The sequence below is a fragment of the Pseudomonas sivasensis genome (assembly GCF_052938085.1).
This window is the reverse complement of the sequence record NZ_CP176442.1, coordinates 6,178,222-6,192,776: the sequence shown is the minus strand read 5'-3', so window position 1 is coordinate 6,192,776 and position 14,555 is coordinate 6,178,222. Positions and strand designations below refer to the sequence as shown.

The following is a 14,555-nucleotide window of genomic DNA, read 5'->3' as shown; positions in this document are numbered from 1 at the left end:
AAACTTATGCACGTTTTTCGAGATTTTATCGGCTCTGGAAATATGTAAGTAAATCAGCTTCTTATGACTCAAAAAAGCTGATTCGCCAACAAACCGTACACAGGTTATCCACAGATCCTCATATCACCGGCGTATCCACAACAACTGGCTCCGGCGGTAGAGAACCCATGGCCCGCTGCTGTGCCTCATTCCACGCCTGGGCGCGCTCATTCAGCGCTGCAATAGCGCGTGGGCCTTCGCCTTCTGCGTACATTGGCTCGCCAATCACCACCGTGATGGTGCCCTCGCGTTTTGCCCAACCGGTCTTCGGCCAGAACCTGCCGGCGTTATGTGCAATCGGCAACACTGGCAGGTTGGCGTTGACCGCCAATGCTGTACCGCCACGGGAGAACTTGCCTACGGTCCCAAAGGGGACTCGTGTTCCTTCCGGAAAGATCAGCACCCACACGCCGTCTTTGAGCAGCTCATCGCCCTTCTTGGCGACATGCTTGAGCGCTGCCTTGGGGTTGTCACGGTCGATAGCAATCGGGCGCAACATGGCCATGGCCCAGCCGAAGAACGGCACGTACAGCAGCTCACGCTTGAGCACTTGGCTCAATGGCGAGAAGTAAGCCGAGAGAAAGAAGGTCTCCCAGGTGCTCTGGTGATTCGACAAAATCACGCACGGCTGGTCCGGTACGTTTTCCGCGCCCTTGACCTCGAAACGAATGTTCAGGAACACCTTGGTCAGCCACAACGCGCAGCGGCACCAATAGACGTTGATAAAGCGATAGCGCGCCTTGAACGGCAGGAACGGCGCAATAAAAAAGCTCAGGGTGCACCAGAGAAACGAACTGGTGCCCAGCAGCAGGTAAAAGAAAAAGGTTCTGATGGCCTGCAAAATCGACATGGCGGCATTTACCGTTGCGGGACAGGGCCCGCCTGTTAAAAGCGCACTCCCGAACAGTCCTTGGTCAGGAAGTCGAGGGCGGCTAGTTGTTGATAAGTTCTGCGGCAACCGCCGCCAGATCGTCAAAAATCAAGGTGCCTACCGGCAGGTTTTTCGCCTGGGTCTTTTCGCCTTTCCCGGTCTTTACCAAAACTGGCTGAGAGTCGACGGCTTTGGCCGCCTCCAGGTCACCGAGGCTGTCCCCGACGAACCATATCCCAGCCAAGGGCACCTTGTAATGTTCTGCAATGGTTTTCAACATGCCAGGTTTGGGTTTGCGGCAATCGCAGCCCTCATCCGGCCCGTGAGGGCAGTACACCACCAGCCCCACCTCACCGCCCTGCTCCGCCACCAGCGTGCGCAAGCGCGCGTGCATGGCGTCCAGGGTAGCGATGTCGTAATAGCCACGGGCAATGCCGGACTGGTTGGTGGCGATGGCCACCGTCCAGCCGGCTTTGCTCAACTGCGCGATGGCCTCGATCGAACCGGGCAGTGGAATCCATTCCGCCACCGACTTGATGTAAGCGTCGGAGTCGTAGTTGATCACCCCGTCCCGATCGAGAATCAGCAGTTTCAACATGGTCAGCTCAGTGTCGAAATGTCAGCGATGTTGACGAACAAGCCGCGCAGACGCGCCAGCATGGCGTAACGGTTTTTCCGCACGCCGGCATCTTCGGCATTGATCATCACGGCTTCGAAGAACGCATCCACCGGCTCACGCAGGGTGGCCAGGCGCGCCAGCGCTTCGGCGTAGTTACGCTCGGCGATCAGCGGCTTGACGGCGTTTTCTGCCTTGGCGATGGCCGAATTCAGCGAGAACTCTTTGGCATCGGCAAACAGGCCAGGGTCGACGTCGCCATTGCCCAGGCCTTCGGCCTTGCTTAGCAGGTTCGACACACGCTTGTTCACAGCGGCCAGGGCATCGGCTTCCGGCAACTTACGGAAGGCCTGTACGGCTTGTACGCGCTGATCGAAGTCCAGCGCCGAACCCGGCTGCAGGGCGCGAACCGACAGGTAGACGGAAACGTCCACGCCTTCGTCTTCGTAACGCGCACGCAGGCGGTCGAACACGAACTCCAGCACTTGCTCGGCCAGACCCGCTTGCTTGACCTTGGTACCGAACTGACCCACCGCGAACACGATGGCCTGTGTCAGGTCCAGGTCGAGCTTCTTGTCGATCAGGATACGCAGCACGCCCAATGCCGCACGGCGCAGGGCGTACGGGTCTTTGCTACCGGTAGGCAGCATGCCGATACCGAAGATGCCCACTAGGGTATCCAGCTTGTCGGCGATGGCCACGGCCGCACCGGTCAAGGTAGTTGGCAGTTCTGCACCAGCACCGCGTGGCATGTACTGCTCGTTCAGCGCCAGGGCGACGTCTTCGGCCTCGCCATCGTTGAGGGCGTAGTAATAGCCGGCAACACCTTGCATCTCTGGGAATTCGCCGACCATCTCGGTCGCCAGGTCGCACTTGGACAGCAAACCAGCGCGGGCGGCCGAGGCCGCATCGCCGCCGATGCGTGGTGCGATGTAGGCAGCGAGTTTGGAAACACGCACAGCCTTGTCGTAGACGCTACCGAGTTTTTCCTGGAACACCACGTTTTGCAGGCGCAGGTTGAAGTCTTCGAGCTTCTGCTTCTTGTCTTGCTTGAAGAAGAACTCAGCGTCAGTCAGTCGCGGGCGAACGACTTTCTCGTTACCGGCGATGATCTGCTGCGGGTCTTTGCTTTCAATGTTGGCTACGGTGATAAAGCGCGGCAGCAACTTACCGTCCACGTCCAGCAGGCAGAAGTACTTCTGGTTGTCCTGCATGGTGGTGATCAGTGCTTCTTGCGGCACATCGAGGAAGCGCTCTTCGAACGAGCACACCAGCGGCACAGGCCATTCAACCAGCGCGGTCACTTCGTCGAGCAGGCTTGGCGGCACGATGGCGGTGCCTTCCTGCAGGCGGGCCAGTTCTTCGGTGCGCTTGCTGATCAGCTCGCGACGCTCGTTGGCGTCGGCCAGCACATAGGCTGCACGCAGATCGGCGGCATAGTTCTCCGGCGAGGTGATGCGTACGGCTTCTGGATGGTGGAAGCGGTGACCGCGGGAATCGCGGCCGGCCTTCTGGGCGAGGATGGTGCAGTCAATGACCTGGTCACCGAGCAGCATCACCAGCCATTGGGTTGGGCGGACGAACTCTTCTTTGCGTGCACCCCAGCGCATGCGCTTGGGGATCGGCAGGTCGTTCAGGGAGTCTTCAACGATGGTCGGCAGCAGGCTGGCAGTCGGCTTACCGGTGATGACTTGGCTGAAACGCAGTTTCGGACCGCTCTGGTCGATCTCGCTCAGTTCCACGCCACACTTCTTGGCAAAACCAAGGGCAGCCTGGGTCGGATTGCCTTCAGCGTCGAAAGCCGCCTGGCGCGGCGGGCCGTCGAGGTTAATGCTGCGGTCCGGTTGCTGGGTTTCCAGCGCGGTCAGCAACACGGCCAGGCGACGTGGCGCGGCGTAGACTTTCTTGGCTTCAAACTTCAGGCCAGCGCTTTGCAGGCCTTTTTCGATCCCGGCCAGGAACGCATCGGCCAGGGTGTTGAGTGCCTTCGGTGGCAGCTCTTCGGTGCCCAGTTCAACCAGGAAATCTTGAGCACTCATTGTGCAGCCTCCAGCTTAGCCAACACTTCATCACGCAGGTCCGGGGTTGCCATCGGGAAGCCCAGCTTGGCGCGAGCCAGCAGGTAGGCTTGGGCGACGGAACGCGCCAGGGTGCGTACACGCAGGATGTATTGCTGGCGCGCGGTTACCGAGATGGCACGGCGGGCGTCCAGCAGGTTGAAGGTATGGGATGCCTTCAACACCATTTCATAGCTTGGCAGCGGCAGCGGCTGATCGAGTTCGATCAGACGCTTGGCTTCGCTTTCGTAGAAGTCGAACAGTTCGAACAGCTTCTCGACGTTGGCGTGTTCGAAGTTGTAGGTGGATTGCTCCACTTCGTTCTGGTGGAACACATCGCCGTAGGTCACTTTGCCGAACGGGCCGTCAGCCCACACCAGGTCGTAGACCGAGTCCACGCCTTGCAGGTACATGGCCAGGCGCTCAAGGCCGTAGGTGATTTCGCCGGTCACCGGGTAGCACTCGATGCCACCGGCTTGCTGGAAGTAAGTGAACTGCGTCACTTCCATGCCGTTGAGCCAGACTTCCCAGCCCAAGCCCCAGGCGCCCAGGGTCGGCGACTCCCAGTTGTCTTCGACGAAGCGGATATCGTGGACCAGCGGATCCAGGCCAACATGCTTGAGCGAGCCCAGGTACAGTTCCTGGAAATTGTCCGGGTTCGGCTTCAATACCACCTGGAACTGGTAGTAGTGCTGCAGACGGTTCGGGTTTTCGCCGTAGCGGCCGTCAGTCGGGCGACGACTGGGCTGCACATAAGCGGCGTTCCAGGTTTCCGGGCCAATGGCCCGCAGGAAGGTAGCGGTGTGGAAAGTGCCGGCGCCTACTTCCATATCGTAGGGCTGAAGTACCACACAACCTTGCTCGGCCCAGTATTGCTGGAGGGCGAGGATCAAGTCTTGGAAGGTACGCACGGCTGGCGTAGGCTGGCTCACGAAATTCACCTGTTACTTGGGCTGCGATTTAAAGAGCGGGAGTATACCCGATTCGGCCGAGCCACCATCCCCTGGAGCCTTATGCCACGCTGCTTTTGGTGTTCTGAAGATCCGCTGTACATGGCTTATCACGATCAGGAGTGGGGAACGCCGCTACGCGATGCGCAGGGTTTGTTCGAGTTGCTTTTACTCGAAGGGTTCCAGGCGGGCCTTTCCTGGATCACCGTTTTACGCAAACGCGAGCATTATCGAAAGGTCTTGTTCGGTTTTGATCCGCAGCGGTTGGCGCAATTGAGCGATGACGAGATCGAAGCGCTGATGCTCGACCCAGGTATCGTGCGCAACCGCCTCAAGCTCAACGCCACCCGGCGCAACGCTGCGGCTTGGCTGGCGCTGGAGGACCCGGTGGGGTTGCTCTGGTCGTTTGTCGGCGGGGTGCCCAAGGTCAACCATTTCAAGGACCGCAGCGAAGTGCCGGCGATTACGCCGGAGGCTGAAGCCATGAGCAAAGCACTCAAGAAAGCCGGTTTCACCTTCGTTGGCCCGACCATCTGTTACGCGTTCATGCAGGCCTCTGGCATGGTCATGGACCACACTCAGGACTGCGACCGTTACGCGGACTTGGTCAACGCCGGTTAGAATGCGCGCTTTGCGCACCACACACGATCAGGAGTGACCTGTGGAAAAGTTTAAAGGCGCCTTGCTGGTAGGCGCTCTTCGGTTGTTTGCCCTGCTGCCATGGCGCGCAGTGCAAGCCGTGGGTTCGGCCATCGGCTGGATCATGTGGAAAACCCCCAACCGATCCCGCGAAACGGTGCGGATCAACCTATCAAAATGCTTTCCGGACATGGACCCCGCCGCCCGGGAGCGCTTGGTCGGCCAAAGCCTGATGGACATCGGCAAGTCCCTGACTGAAAGCGCCTGCGCCTGGATCTGGCCGGCCCAGCGTTCCATCGACCTAGTGCGTGAAGTCGAAGGCCTGGAAGTGCTGCACGAAGCTCTGGCCTCGGGCAAAGGCGTAGTCGGCATCACCAGCCACCTGGGCAACTGGGAAGTGTTGAACCACTTTTACTGCAACCAGTGCAAGCCGATCATTTTTTACCGCCCGCCCAAGCTCAAGGCAGTGGATGAGTTGCTGCGCAAGCAGCGCGTGCAGTTGGGCAACCGTGTGGCGGCTTCCACTAAGGAAGGCATCCTCAGTGTGATCAAGGAAGTGCGTAAAGGTGGCCAAGTGGGTATTCCCGCTGACCCGGAGCCGGCGGAATCGGCGGGGATCTTCGTGCCATTCTTTGCAACCCAGGCGCTCACCAGCAAGTTCGTGCCGAATATGCTCGCGGGCCATAAGGCGGTCGGTGTATTCCTGCATGCCCTGCGACTGCCGGATGGTTCGGGCTACAAAGTGATCCTGGAAGCTGCGCCGGAAGACATGTACAGCACCGACACCGCCACGTCTTGCGCCGCCATGAGCAAGGTCGTTGAGCGTTATGTCGGCGCCTACCCGAGCCAGTACATGTGGAGCATGAAGCGCTTCAAGAAACGCCCGCCGGGTGAAGAGCGGTGGTATTGACTCAAAGACAATACAAAACCAAATGTGGGAGGGGCGGTGCGACGATTCGACTTGCCCCTCCCACATTTTCGATCTGCTTAGCTTTGGCGGTCGAGTTTCTTCAGGAACACCGTCATCTCTTTCTCGGCCTGCTTGTCGCCATGGGCCTGGGCCGCTTCAACGCCCTTCTCCCACGCCTGTCGCGCTGCGGAGTTATCACCCTGGCCTAACTGTGCCTTGCCCAACAACTTCCACGCCGCCGAATACTTCGGATCGAACTCGACGCATTTCTGCAAATGCTCCGCCGCCTTGGCGTTGTCCTTCAGATCCAAATAACCCTTGCCCAGTCCAAAGCGCAGCAGCGAGTTATCCACACCCTTGGCGAGCATTTTTTCCAGGGATTCGAGCATGTCGGTCACTCCGGTTGATCAGAAAAAGCTCAATCCCACGTGGAACAACTTCTCCACATCGCGTATATGTTTTTTATCCACCAGGAACAGGATCACGTGGTCACCCGTGGCGATCATCGTATCGTCGTGGGCAATGATCACCTCTTCGTCACGAATGATCGCGCCAATGGTTGTGCCCGGCGGCAGGCCGATATCGCGGATGGCTTTGCCGATCACTTTGCTCGACTTCGAATCCCCATGGGCGATCGCCTCAATGGCTTCCGCCGCGCCGCGCCGCAGGGAGTGCACGCTGACGATATCGCCACGGCGTACGTGGGCCAGCAAGGTGCCGATGGTCGCCAGTTGCGGGCTGATGGCGATGTCGATATCGCCGCCCTGGATCAGGTCGACATAGGCCGGGTTGTTGATGATGGTCATCACCTTCTTCGCCCCCAGCCGCTTGGCCAGCAGCGACGACATGATGTTGGCTTCGTCATCGTTGGTCAGGGCCAGGAAGATGTCGGCGTCGGCGATGTTCTCTTCCATCAACAGGTCGCGGTCCGAGGCGCTGCCTTGCAGGACGACGGTGCTGTCGAGGGTGTCGGACAAATGCCGGCAGCGCGCCGGATTCATCTCGATGATCTTCACTTGGTAGCGACTCTCGATGGCCTCGGCCAGCCGTTCGCCGATCTGGCCGCCACCGGCGATAACGATGCGCTTGTAGTTCTCGTCGAGCCGGCGCATTTCGCTCATGACGGCGCGAATATTCGCTTTGGCCGCGATGAAAAACACCTCGTCGTCGGCTTCGATCACTGTATCGCCCTGCGGCAGGATCGGCCGGTCACGCCGAAAAATCGCCGCTACGCGGGTTTCCACATTGGGCATGTGTTCACGCAGTTGGCGCAGTTGTTGGCCGACCAGTGGACCGCCGTAATAGGCCTTCACTGCGACCAATTGGGCTTTGCCACCGGCGAAGTCGATCACCTGCAAGGCGCCCGGGATTTCGATCAGGCGCTTGATGTAGTGGGTCACCACTTGCTCAGGACTGATGAGCACATCTACAGGAATGGCGTCGTTATCGAACAGACCGGCGCGGGTCAGGTAGGCGGCTTCGCGGACCCGGGCGATCTTGGTCGGGGTGTGGAACAGGGTATGGGCGACTTGGCAGGCGACCATATTGGTCTCGTCGCTGTTGGTCACGGCCACGAGCATGTCGGCATCGTCGGCCCCGGCCTGACGCAGCACCGTAGGAAACGATGCACGACCTTGTACGGTGCGGATATCCAGGCGGTCGCCCAAGTCGCGCAGGCGTTCGCTATCGGTGTCGACCACTGTAATGTCGTTGGCTTCACTGGCCAAATGTTCGGCCAGTGTGCCGCCGACCTGCCCTGCCCCAAGGATGATGATTTTCATCCGGTCACTCCCTCAATAACCATTCAGCCACGCGCGGCGGCGATCTTGATCAGTTTGGCGTAGTAGAAGCCATCGTGTCCGCCTTCTTGCGCGAGCAGTTGGCGACCGTGAGGCTGCTTGATACCGGCCGTCGTGGCGAGATCCAGCTCACGGGCGCCGCTGGTGCGAGCGAGGAAGGCTTCGATTACCTCAGTATTTTCGGTGGGCAATGTCGAGCAGGTGGCGTAGAGCAGAATGCCGCCGACTTCGAGGGTCGGCCACATCGCGTCCAACAGTTCACCTTGCAGCGCGGCCAGGGCGGCGATGTCGTCGGGTTGGCGTGTGAGCTTGATGTCCGGGTGGCGGCGGATCACACCGGTCGCGGAGCAAGGCGCGTCCAGCAGAATGCGCTGGAACGGTTTGCCGTCCCACCATGCGGCGGTGTCACGGCCGTCGGCGGCGATCAGTTCGGCGCTCAGGCCCAGGCGTGCGAGGTTTTCCCTTACACGCACGAGGCGCTTGGCTTCCAGGTCAACAGCGACGACACCGGCCAAGCCTTTTTCGACTTCCAGGATGTGACATGTCTTACCGCCTGGTGCACAACAAGCGTCCAGCACGCGCTGGCCCGGTGCCAGATCGAGCAGGTCGGCGGCCAGTTGCGCGGCTTCGTCCTGCACACTGATCCAACCCTCGGCAAAGCCCGGCAGGCTGCGTACATCGGCGGCGGCCTCCAGCACGATGCCGTCGGTGCTGTACACGCACGGCGTCGCGTTGATGCCTGCGGCCGTCAGCAATTGCAGGTACGCGTCACGGCTGTGATGGCGACGGTTGACCCGCAGGATCATCGGCGGGTGCGCATTGTTCGCCGCGCAAATGGCTTCCCACTGCTCGGGCCAGAACGCCTTGAGGGATTTTTGCAGCCAGCGCGGGTGGGCGGTGCGCACTACCGGGTCATGTTCCAGCTCCGCCAGCAGCGCCTCGCTTTCGCGTTGGGCACGGCGCAGCACAGCGTTGAGCAGGGCCTTGGCCCAAGGTTTTTTCAGCTTGTCGGCGCATCCGACGGTTTCACCGATGGCGGCGTGGGCCGGCACGCGGGTGTAGAGCAACTGATAAAGCCCTACCAGCAGCAGCGCCTCGACGTCAGCATCGGCCGCCTTGAATGGCTTTTGCAGCAGCTTGGCCGCCAGCGCCGACAAACGAGGTTGCCAACGGGCGGTGCCAAAGGCCAGGTCCTGGGTGAAGCCGCGATCACGGTCTTCGACTTTATCCAACTGCGTGGGCAGTGAACTGTTCAGCGAAGCCTTGCCGTTGAGTACGGCGGCGAGAGCCTTGGCGGCGGCCAGACGTGGGTTCATTGCGCGGCCACCCCAAGTACAGTGCCCAGGGAAAATTTCTCACGACGGCTGTTGAACAAGTCGCTGAAATTCAGCGCCTTGCCGCCGGGCAATTGCAGACGCGTCAGGCACAGCGCCTGTTCACCGCAGGCGACCAACAGGCCTTCCTTGCTGGCGCCGATGATCTCGCCGGGGGCGCCTTTGCCGTCCGCCAAATGGGCAGCCAACACTTTCAAGGCTTCGCCGTTGAGGGTGCTGTGGCAGACCGGCCACGGGTTGAAGGCACGCACCAGCCGTTCCAGCTCCACCGCCGGGCGGCTCCAGTCGATGCGTGCTTCGTCTTTGTTCAATTTATGGGCGTAGGTGGCCAGGCTATCGTCCTGCACTTCGCCTTCCAAGGTGCCTTCGGCGAGGCCGGCGATGGCTTGGATGACGGCAGTTGGGCCCATTTCGGCCAGGCGGTCGTGCAGGCTGCCGCCAGTGTCTTCGGCGGTGATCGGCGTAACCACTTTGAGCAGCATCGGGCCGGTGTCCAAACCTGCCTCCATACGCATCACGGTCACACCGCTTTGCGCATCACCGGCTTCCACCGCGCGCTGGATCGGCGCCGCACCGCGCCAGCGTGGCAGCAGCGACGCATGGCTGTTGATGCAACCCAGGCGCGGGATATCCAGCACCACTTGCGGCAGGATCAAGCCGTAAGCCACCACCACCAGTAGGTCAGGATTGAGCGCAGCCAGCTCGGCCTGGGCCTCGGCGTTGCGCAGGGTAGGCGGCTGCAGTACAGGAATGTTGTGCTCAAGCGCCAACTGCTTGACCGGGCTCGGCATCAGTTTTTGCCCGCGACCGGCCGGGCGATCCGGCTGGGTATACACCGCAATGACATCGTGAGGGCTGGCAAGCAGCGCCTTGAGGTGTTCGGCGGCGAATTCAGGGGTGCCGGCAAAAACAATGCGCAATGGCTCGGTCATGGGAAGTCTCGGTTAAAAACAGTCACAAAAGAAAAAGGCTTGCCGCAGCAAGCCTTTGGAAGGAGGGCATCAAGCTTGCTGGCGATGCTTTTTTTCCAGCTTCTTCTTGATCCTGTCGCGCTTGAGCGTGGACAGGTAATCGACAAATAGTTTGCCGTTGAGGTGGTCGCATTCGTGCTGGATGCACACTGCCAGCAGGCCTTCGGCAATCAGCTCGAACGGCTTACCGTCACGGTCCAAGGCTTTGATCTTCACGCGCAGCGGGCGCTCGACGTTCTCGTAGAACTCCGGCACCGACAGGCAGCCTTCCTGATATTCGCCCATCTCTTCGGTCAGTGGTTCGAACTCAGGGTTGATGTACACCATCGGCTCGCTACGGTCTTCCGACAGGTCCATGACCACGACGCGCTGATGCACGTTGACCTGGGTGGCGGCGAGGCCAATGCCCGGGGCTTCATACATTGTTTCAAACATGTCATCGACCAACTGACGAACCTTGTCGTCCACTACGGCCACCGGTTTGGCGATCGTGCGCAGGCGCGAGTCGGGGAATTCGAGGATGTTCAAAATAGCCATAAGCGTAATTGCTGCACATGTGAGGTAAAGGCAAATCGGCGGTGGGATGGACCCATACGGCCGGTGTGAAAGGTTCGAAAGCCGCGAAGGCTCTGGCATTTCACGCGAACGCACATAATAAAGGAGATTCACCCCATGAGGAAATCGCTACTCGTCTTGCTGCTATGGGCCCCGTTCGCCGCAGCCCTGCTTCCCCAACCTGGCTCGCGTCTGGATCAACCGACGCAACAGGCCATTCAGCGGTTTTTATTGCATAACCGTATTCTTGATACGCCTCAGGATCTGGACAATGCGCCTTACATTGTCGCGACCGACGGCGGGCGCGTGCTGGGGGCCAATGGCGAACGTGTGCACGCCAGAGGCGACCTGGATCCGGCCCAGCCAAGCTATGGGATCTTTCGCCGAGGCAAGGTTTACGCCGACCCTCAAACGCAGGAATTGCTGGGTATCAACGCCGATGACATCGGTACCGCGCGCTTTGTGATGGCGGGCGACCTCACCACCCTCGCTGTGCAACGGGTAACTCAGGAGGTACGCCCCGGCGACCGCCTGCTCCGCGCGCAATTGCCTACGGCGCTGGAGCCCGTGAAGTCAGCGCCTTTCATCGAAGGAAAAATCATCGATATCTCCAGGGGCGTCACCCAGATTGGCGTGCTGGACGCTGTCACCCTGAGCAAAGGCCGGCGCGACGGTCTGGTGGAGGGTCAACTGCTGACCGTCATTAAAACCGGCGCCACCGTCCGCGACCCGCTCACCGGTGTTCCCACGAAGCTACCCGATGAGCGCGCCGGCACTCTGCTGGTGTTCCGCACCTACGAAAAACTCAGTTATGGCCTGGTTCTCAGCGCCTCACGCCCGTTGGCAGTCATGGACCGTTTCGAGACTGCTGCGCAAACGCAATAAATAGCCTGCTAAATAAGTTACCAACAGAGTTATCCACAGCTTGTTCCGGTCAAGGATGATCAGATGTTTCCGATAAACAGCAGTGAAATTTCCCCTTCAGAACTGGAGGCCCGACTACGCTTGCACAGGCTGCCAGAAGTAGGCCCGAAGCGTTTTAGGTTGTTGATCGAAGCGTTCGGCAGCGCTTCAAAGGCCATCAGCGCACCTGCCAGTGCCTGGCGTGCACTGGGCTTGCCACCCATCAGCGCAGACGCTCGCCGCAGTCCCGAAATCCGAGATGGCGCCAGTGAGGCATTGGCGTGGTTGGGCCGCCCAGCCCAGCATTTGCTGATGTGGGACCAGCCTGAGTATCCGGCATTACTAGCCCAGATCGACGATGCGCCACCGCTGTTATTCGTCGCTGGCGACCCTTCAATCCTCGAAAAACCGCAACTGGCGATGGTCGGCAGCCGGCGCGCGTCGCGCCCTGGCATGGACACCGCTGCCGCTTTTTCCCGTAGTTTGGCCAGCGCCGGTTTTGTCATCACCAGTGGCCTCGCACTGGGTATCGACGGCGCGGCGCATCAAGCGGCATTGGATGTGGGTGGACACACCATCGGCGTGCTTGGCACCGGCCTGGAAAATGTTTATCCACAGCGCCACCGAAGGCTCGCAGAGGCGATGATTGCCCAGGGCAGCGCAGTGGTTTCCGAGTTCCCACTGGACGCTGGGCCTCAGGCGAGCAACTTTCCGCGGCGCAATCGAATCATCAGTGGCCTGTCGCTGGGCGTGCTGGTGGTGGAAGCCAGTGTGGCCAGTGGCTCGCTGATCACCGCGAAGCTGGCGGCCGAGCAAGGCCGGGAGGTGTATGCCATCCCGGGTTCCATCCATCACCCTGGGGCCAAAGGCTGTCATCAGTTGATCCGCGATGGTGCAATGCTGGTGGAAACCATTGAGCACATCCTCGAAGGCTTGCGGGGCTGGCAGGCTTTGTCGCGCCCGGCGCCGATGCCGGTGATCCATCCGCTGGTGGCGTTGCTGCACGCGGCGCCCCACACCAGCGAAGCCCTGGCGATTGCCAGCGGTCGGCCTTTGTCCCAAGTGTTGGCGACCCTCACGGAGCTGGAGCTTGAAGGCCAGGTGATTTGCGAAAGCGGTCGCTGGCTGGCGCGTGGTCAGCTTTTATAGCTGCCGGTTTTTTGGAACTAGGTTTTGTAAAGAAGATCGGTAAACTGCCCAGAGCTTTAGTCCGGAGAATGAGCAATGGTCAACAGGTGGCGTGTGTTGGAAACCGCACGAGAAATTCGCGCAGGCGCGGTGATTGCCTATCCAACCGAGGCGGTATGGGGCTTGGGCTGCGACCCGTGGAACGAAGAAGCAGTCGACCGTTTGCTCGCCATCAAGAATCGCTCGGTGGACAAGGGCCTGATCCTGGTGGCCGACAACATTCGTCAGTTTGATTTTCTCTTCGAAGATTTCCCCCAAGACTGGATCGACCGTATGGCCAGCACCTGGCCAGGGCCGAACACTTGGCTGGTGCCCCATCAGGACTTGCTGCCGGCATGGGTGACCGGTGTGCACGACACGGTCGCGCTTCGGGTCACTGACCATCCTCTGGTGCGGGATTTGTGTTCGCTGGTCGGGCCGTTGATTTCCACGTCGGCCAACCCTCAAGGCCGCCCGGCTGCGCGCTCGCGGATTCGCGTGGAGCAGTATTTCCGTGGTCAGGTCGACTTGGTACTGGGCGGCGCCCTCGGCGGTCGCAAGAATCCAAGCCTGATTCGCAATCTGGCAACCGGTGAGGTGGTGCGACCGTCGTAATACTGAGGTGTGGCTGATCGCCGGCAAGGCACCTCCTACAGAGGGTTACGTGCTCTTGCCGGCGATAGCGTTCTGAAGCCTTACGGCAACAGGATGGTCGACCCAGTGGTACGCCGCGCCGACAACTCCGTCTGTGCCTTCGCCGCGTCCGCCAGCGAATACCGCTGGTTGATATCAATGCGCACCTTGCCGCTTTGGATCATCGAAAACAGATCATCCGCCATCGCCTGCAAGTTCGCCGCGTTGTTGGCGTAGGTCGCCAGGGTCGGTCGGGTCACGTACAGCGAGCCCTTGGCCGAGAGTATCCCCAAGTTCACCCCATCCACCGCGCCAGAGGCATTGCCAAAGCTCACCACCAACCCACGGGGCGCCGCGCTGTCCAGGGAAGTCAGCCACGTGTCCTTGCCGACACCGTCGTACACCACCGGGACCTTTTTGCCGTCGGTCAATTCCAGCACGCGCTGTGCGACGTTTTCCTTGCTGTAGTCGATGGTTTCCCAGGCACCGAGGGATTTGGCCAAAGCGGCTTTCTCTGGCGAACTCACGGTACCGATCAACTTCACGCCGAGCGCCTTGGCCCATTGGCAGGCCAGGGAGCCCACGCCACCGGCCGCAGCGTGGAACAGGATGGTCTCGCCGCCCTTCAGTTCATAGGTCTGGCGCAACAGGTACTGCACGGTCAGGCCCTTGAGCATGGCACCGGCGGCTTGTTCGAAGCTGATGTCGTCCGGCAGGTGCACCAGGTTAGCGGCGGGCAGTACGTGCAGTTCGCTGTACGCGCCGAGCGGGCCGCTGCCGTAGGCCACGCGGTCGCCGACCTTGAATTGGGTGACTTCGCTGCCAACCGCGTCAACTACGCCGGCGCCTTCTGCGCCCAGACCGGACGGCAAGGCCGGTGGCGCGTACAGGCCGCTGCGGAAATAGGTGTCGATGAAGTTCAGGCCAATGGCCTCGTTACGCACACGAACCTGCTGCGGGCCCGGCTCCGCCGGCGTGTAGTCCACATATTCAAGTACATCGGGGCCGCCATGGGCGCTGAACTGGATACGTTTGGCCATCTGCACTTCTCCTTGGGTCGAATTCGCGTAGCCCCCTATCGGACTCCTAAGCTTGATCTTCGTCAACTGCG

At 60.5% G+C, this 14,555-nt stretch carries 15 protein-coding genes; 5 read left to right on the top strand and 10 right to left on the bottom strand.

Annotated features, from left to right (window positions below; genetic code table 11):
• Positions 1 to 118 precede the first annotated feature (118 nt).
• The 4 genes from ACKZ62_RS28470 to glyQ all read right to left on the bottom strand — a co-directional run bounded on the left by ACKZ62_RS28470 (position 119) and on the right by glyQ (position 4,515).
• Entirely contained in the window at positions 119 to 889 is a 771-nt protein-coding gene (locus ACKZ62_RS28470) for a lysophospholipid acyltransferase family protein (RefSeq protein WP_095185270.1), read from the bottom strand.
• A gap of 82 nt (positions 890 to 971) precedes the next feature.
• Positions 972 to 1,508, bottom strand: coding sequence for a D-glycero-beta-D-manno-heptose 1,7-bisphosphate 7-phosphatase (gmhB, locus tag ACKZ62_RS28465; protein ID WP_012721458.1), 537 nt, complete (start codon positions 1,506 to 1,508; stop codon positions 972 to 974).
• Between the two features lie 2 nt (positions 1,509 to 1,510).
• Positions 1,511 to 3,565 carry a glycine--tRNA ligase subunit beta gene (gene glyS / locus ACKZ62_RS28460; protein ID WP_447096154.1) on the bottom strand — a complete coding sequence of 685 codons (2,055 nt, stop codon included), beginning with the start codon at positions 3,563 to 3,565 and terminating at the stop codon, positions 1,511 to 1,513.
• On the bottom strand, positions 3,562 to 4,515 hold the full coding sequence (gene glyQ / locus ACKZ62_RS28455; RefSeq protein ID WP_003213601.1) for a glycine--tRNA ligase subunit alpha: 954 nt from the start codon (positions 4,513 to 4,515) through the stop codon (positions 3,562 to 3,564). The genes glyS and glyQ overlap by 4 nt, the downstream gene beginning before the upstream one ends.
• Before the next feature lie 81 nt (positions 4,516 to 4,596).
• Between glyQ and ACKZ62_RS28450 the strand changes: the two genes are divergently transcribed.
• Both ACKZ62_RS28450 and ACKZ62_RS28445 read left to right on the top strand, forming a co-directional pair.
• Positions 4,597 to 5,154, top strand: a complete 558-nt coding sequence (locus ACKZ62_RS28450; protein WP_099601810.1) for a DNA-3-methyladenine glycosylase I — start codon at positions 4,597 to 4,599, stop codon at positions 5,152 to 5,154.
• 40 nt (positions 5,155 to 5,194) lie between these two features.
• On the top strand, positions 5,195 to 6,082 hold the full coding sequence (locus ACKZ62_RS28445; protein WP_032885142.1) for a lysophospholipid acyltransferase: 888 nt from the start codon (positions 5,195 to 5,197) through the stop codon (positions 6,080 to 6,082).
• Positions 6,083 to 6,159: 77 nt separating this feature from the next.
• Here the strand turns inward: ACKZ62_RS28445 and ACKZ62_RS28440 are convergent, their stop codons facing one another.
• The 5 genes from ACKZ62_RS28440 to def all read right to left on the bottom strand — a co-directional run bounded on the left by ACKZ62_RS28440 (position 6,160) and on the right by def (position 10,723).
• Positions 6,160 to 6,471 (bottom strand): tetratricopeptide repeat protein, encoded by a 312-nt coding sequence (locus ACKZ62_RS28440; protein WP_032885141.1) that lies wholly within the window; start codon positions 6,469 to 6,471, stop codon positions 6,160 to 6,162.
• A gap of 18 nt (positions 6,472 to 6,489) precedes the next feature.
• On the bottom strand, positions 6,490 to 7,863 hold the full coding sequence (gene trkA, locus ACKZ62_RS28435; protein WP_032885140.1) for a Trk system potassium transporter TrkA: 1,374 nt from the start codon (positions 7,861 to 7,863) through the stop codon (positions 6,490 to 6,492).
• A gap of 23 nt (positions 7,864 to 7,886) precedes the next feature.
• Positions 7,887 to 9,197 (bottom strand): 16S rRNA (cytosine(967)-C(5))-methyltransferase RsmB, encoded by a 1,311-nt coding sequence (gene rsmB, locus ACKZ62_RS28430; RefSeq protein ID WP_032885139.1) that lies wholly within the window; start codon positions 9,195 to 9,197, stop codon positions 7,887 to 7,889.
• Positions 9,194 to 10,147, bottom strand: coding sequence for a methionyl-tRNA formyltransferase (fmt, locus tag ACKZ62_RS28425; RefSeq protein WP_095185273.1), 954 nt, complete (start codon positions 10,145 to 10,147; stop codon positions 9,194 to 9,196). The genes rsmB and fmt overlap by 4 nt, the downstream gene beginning before the upstream one ends.
• A 69-nt stretch (positions 10,148 to 10,216) precedes the next feature.
• A complete protein-coding gene (gene def, locus ACKZ62_RS28420) occupies positions 10,217 to 10,723 on the bottom strand; it encodes a peptide deformylase (protein ID WP_032885135.1) in 507 nt (168 codons plus the stop codon).
• 135 nt (positions 10,724 to 10,858) lie between these two features.
• Here def and ACKZ62_RS28415 point away from each other — a divergent pair, with 135 nt between their 5' ends.
• The 3 genes from ACKZ62_RS28415 (at position 10,859) to ACKZ62_RS28405 (ending at position 13,426) form a co-directional block, all read left to right on the top strand.
• Entirely contained in the window at positions 10,859 to 11,626 is a 768-nt protein-coding gene (locus tag ACKZ62_RS28415) for a peptidoglycan-binding protein (protein WP_447096153.1), read from the top strand.
• A gap of 63 nt (positions 11,627 to 11,689) precedes the next feature.
• Entirely contained in the window at positions 11,690 to 12,793 is a 1,104-nt protein-coding gene (gene dprA, locus ACKZ62_RS28410; protein ID WP_447096152.1) for a DNA-processing protein DprA, read from the top strand.
• 75 nt (positions 12,794 to 12,868) lie between these two features.
• Positions 12,869 to 13,426, top strand: a complete 558-nt coding sequence (locus tag ACKZ62_RS28405; protein ID WP_032885130.1) for an L-threonylcarbamoyladenylate synthase type 1 TsaC — start codon at positions 12,869 to 12,871, stop codon at positions 13,424 to 13,426.
• Between the two features lie 80 nt (positions 13,427 to 13,506).
• Here ACKZ62_RS28405 and ACKZ62_RS28400 read toward each other — a convergent pair whose 3' ends face one another.
• Complete coding sequence (locus ACKZ62_RS28400) at positions 13,507 to 14,484, bottom strand: quinone oxidoreductase family protein (protein ID WP_122754141.1); 978 nt, start codon at positions 14,482 to 14,484, stop codon at positions 13,507 to 13,509.
• Between the last annotated feature and the right edge of the window lie 71 nt (positions 14,485 to 14,555).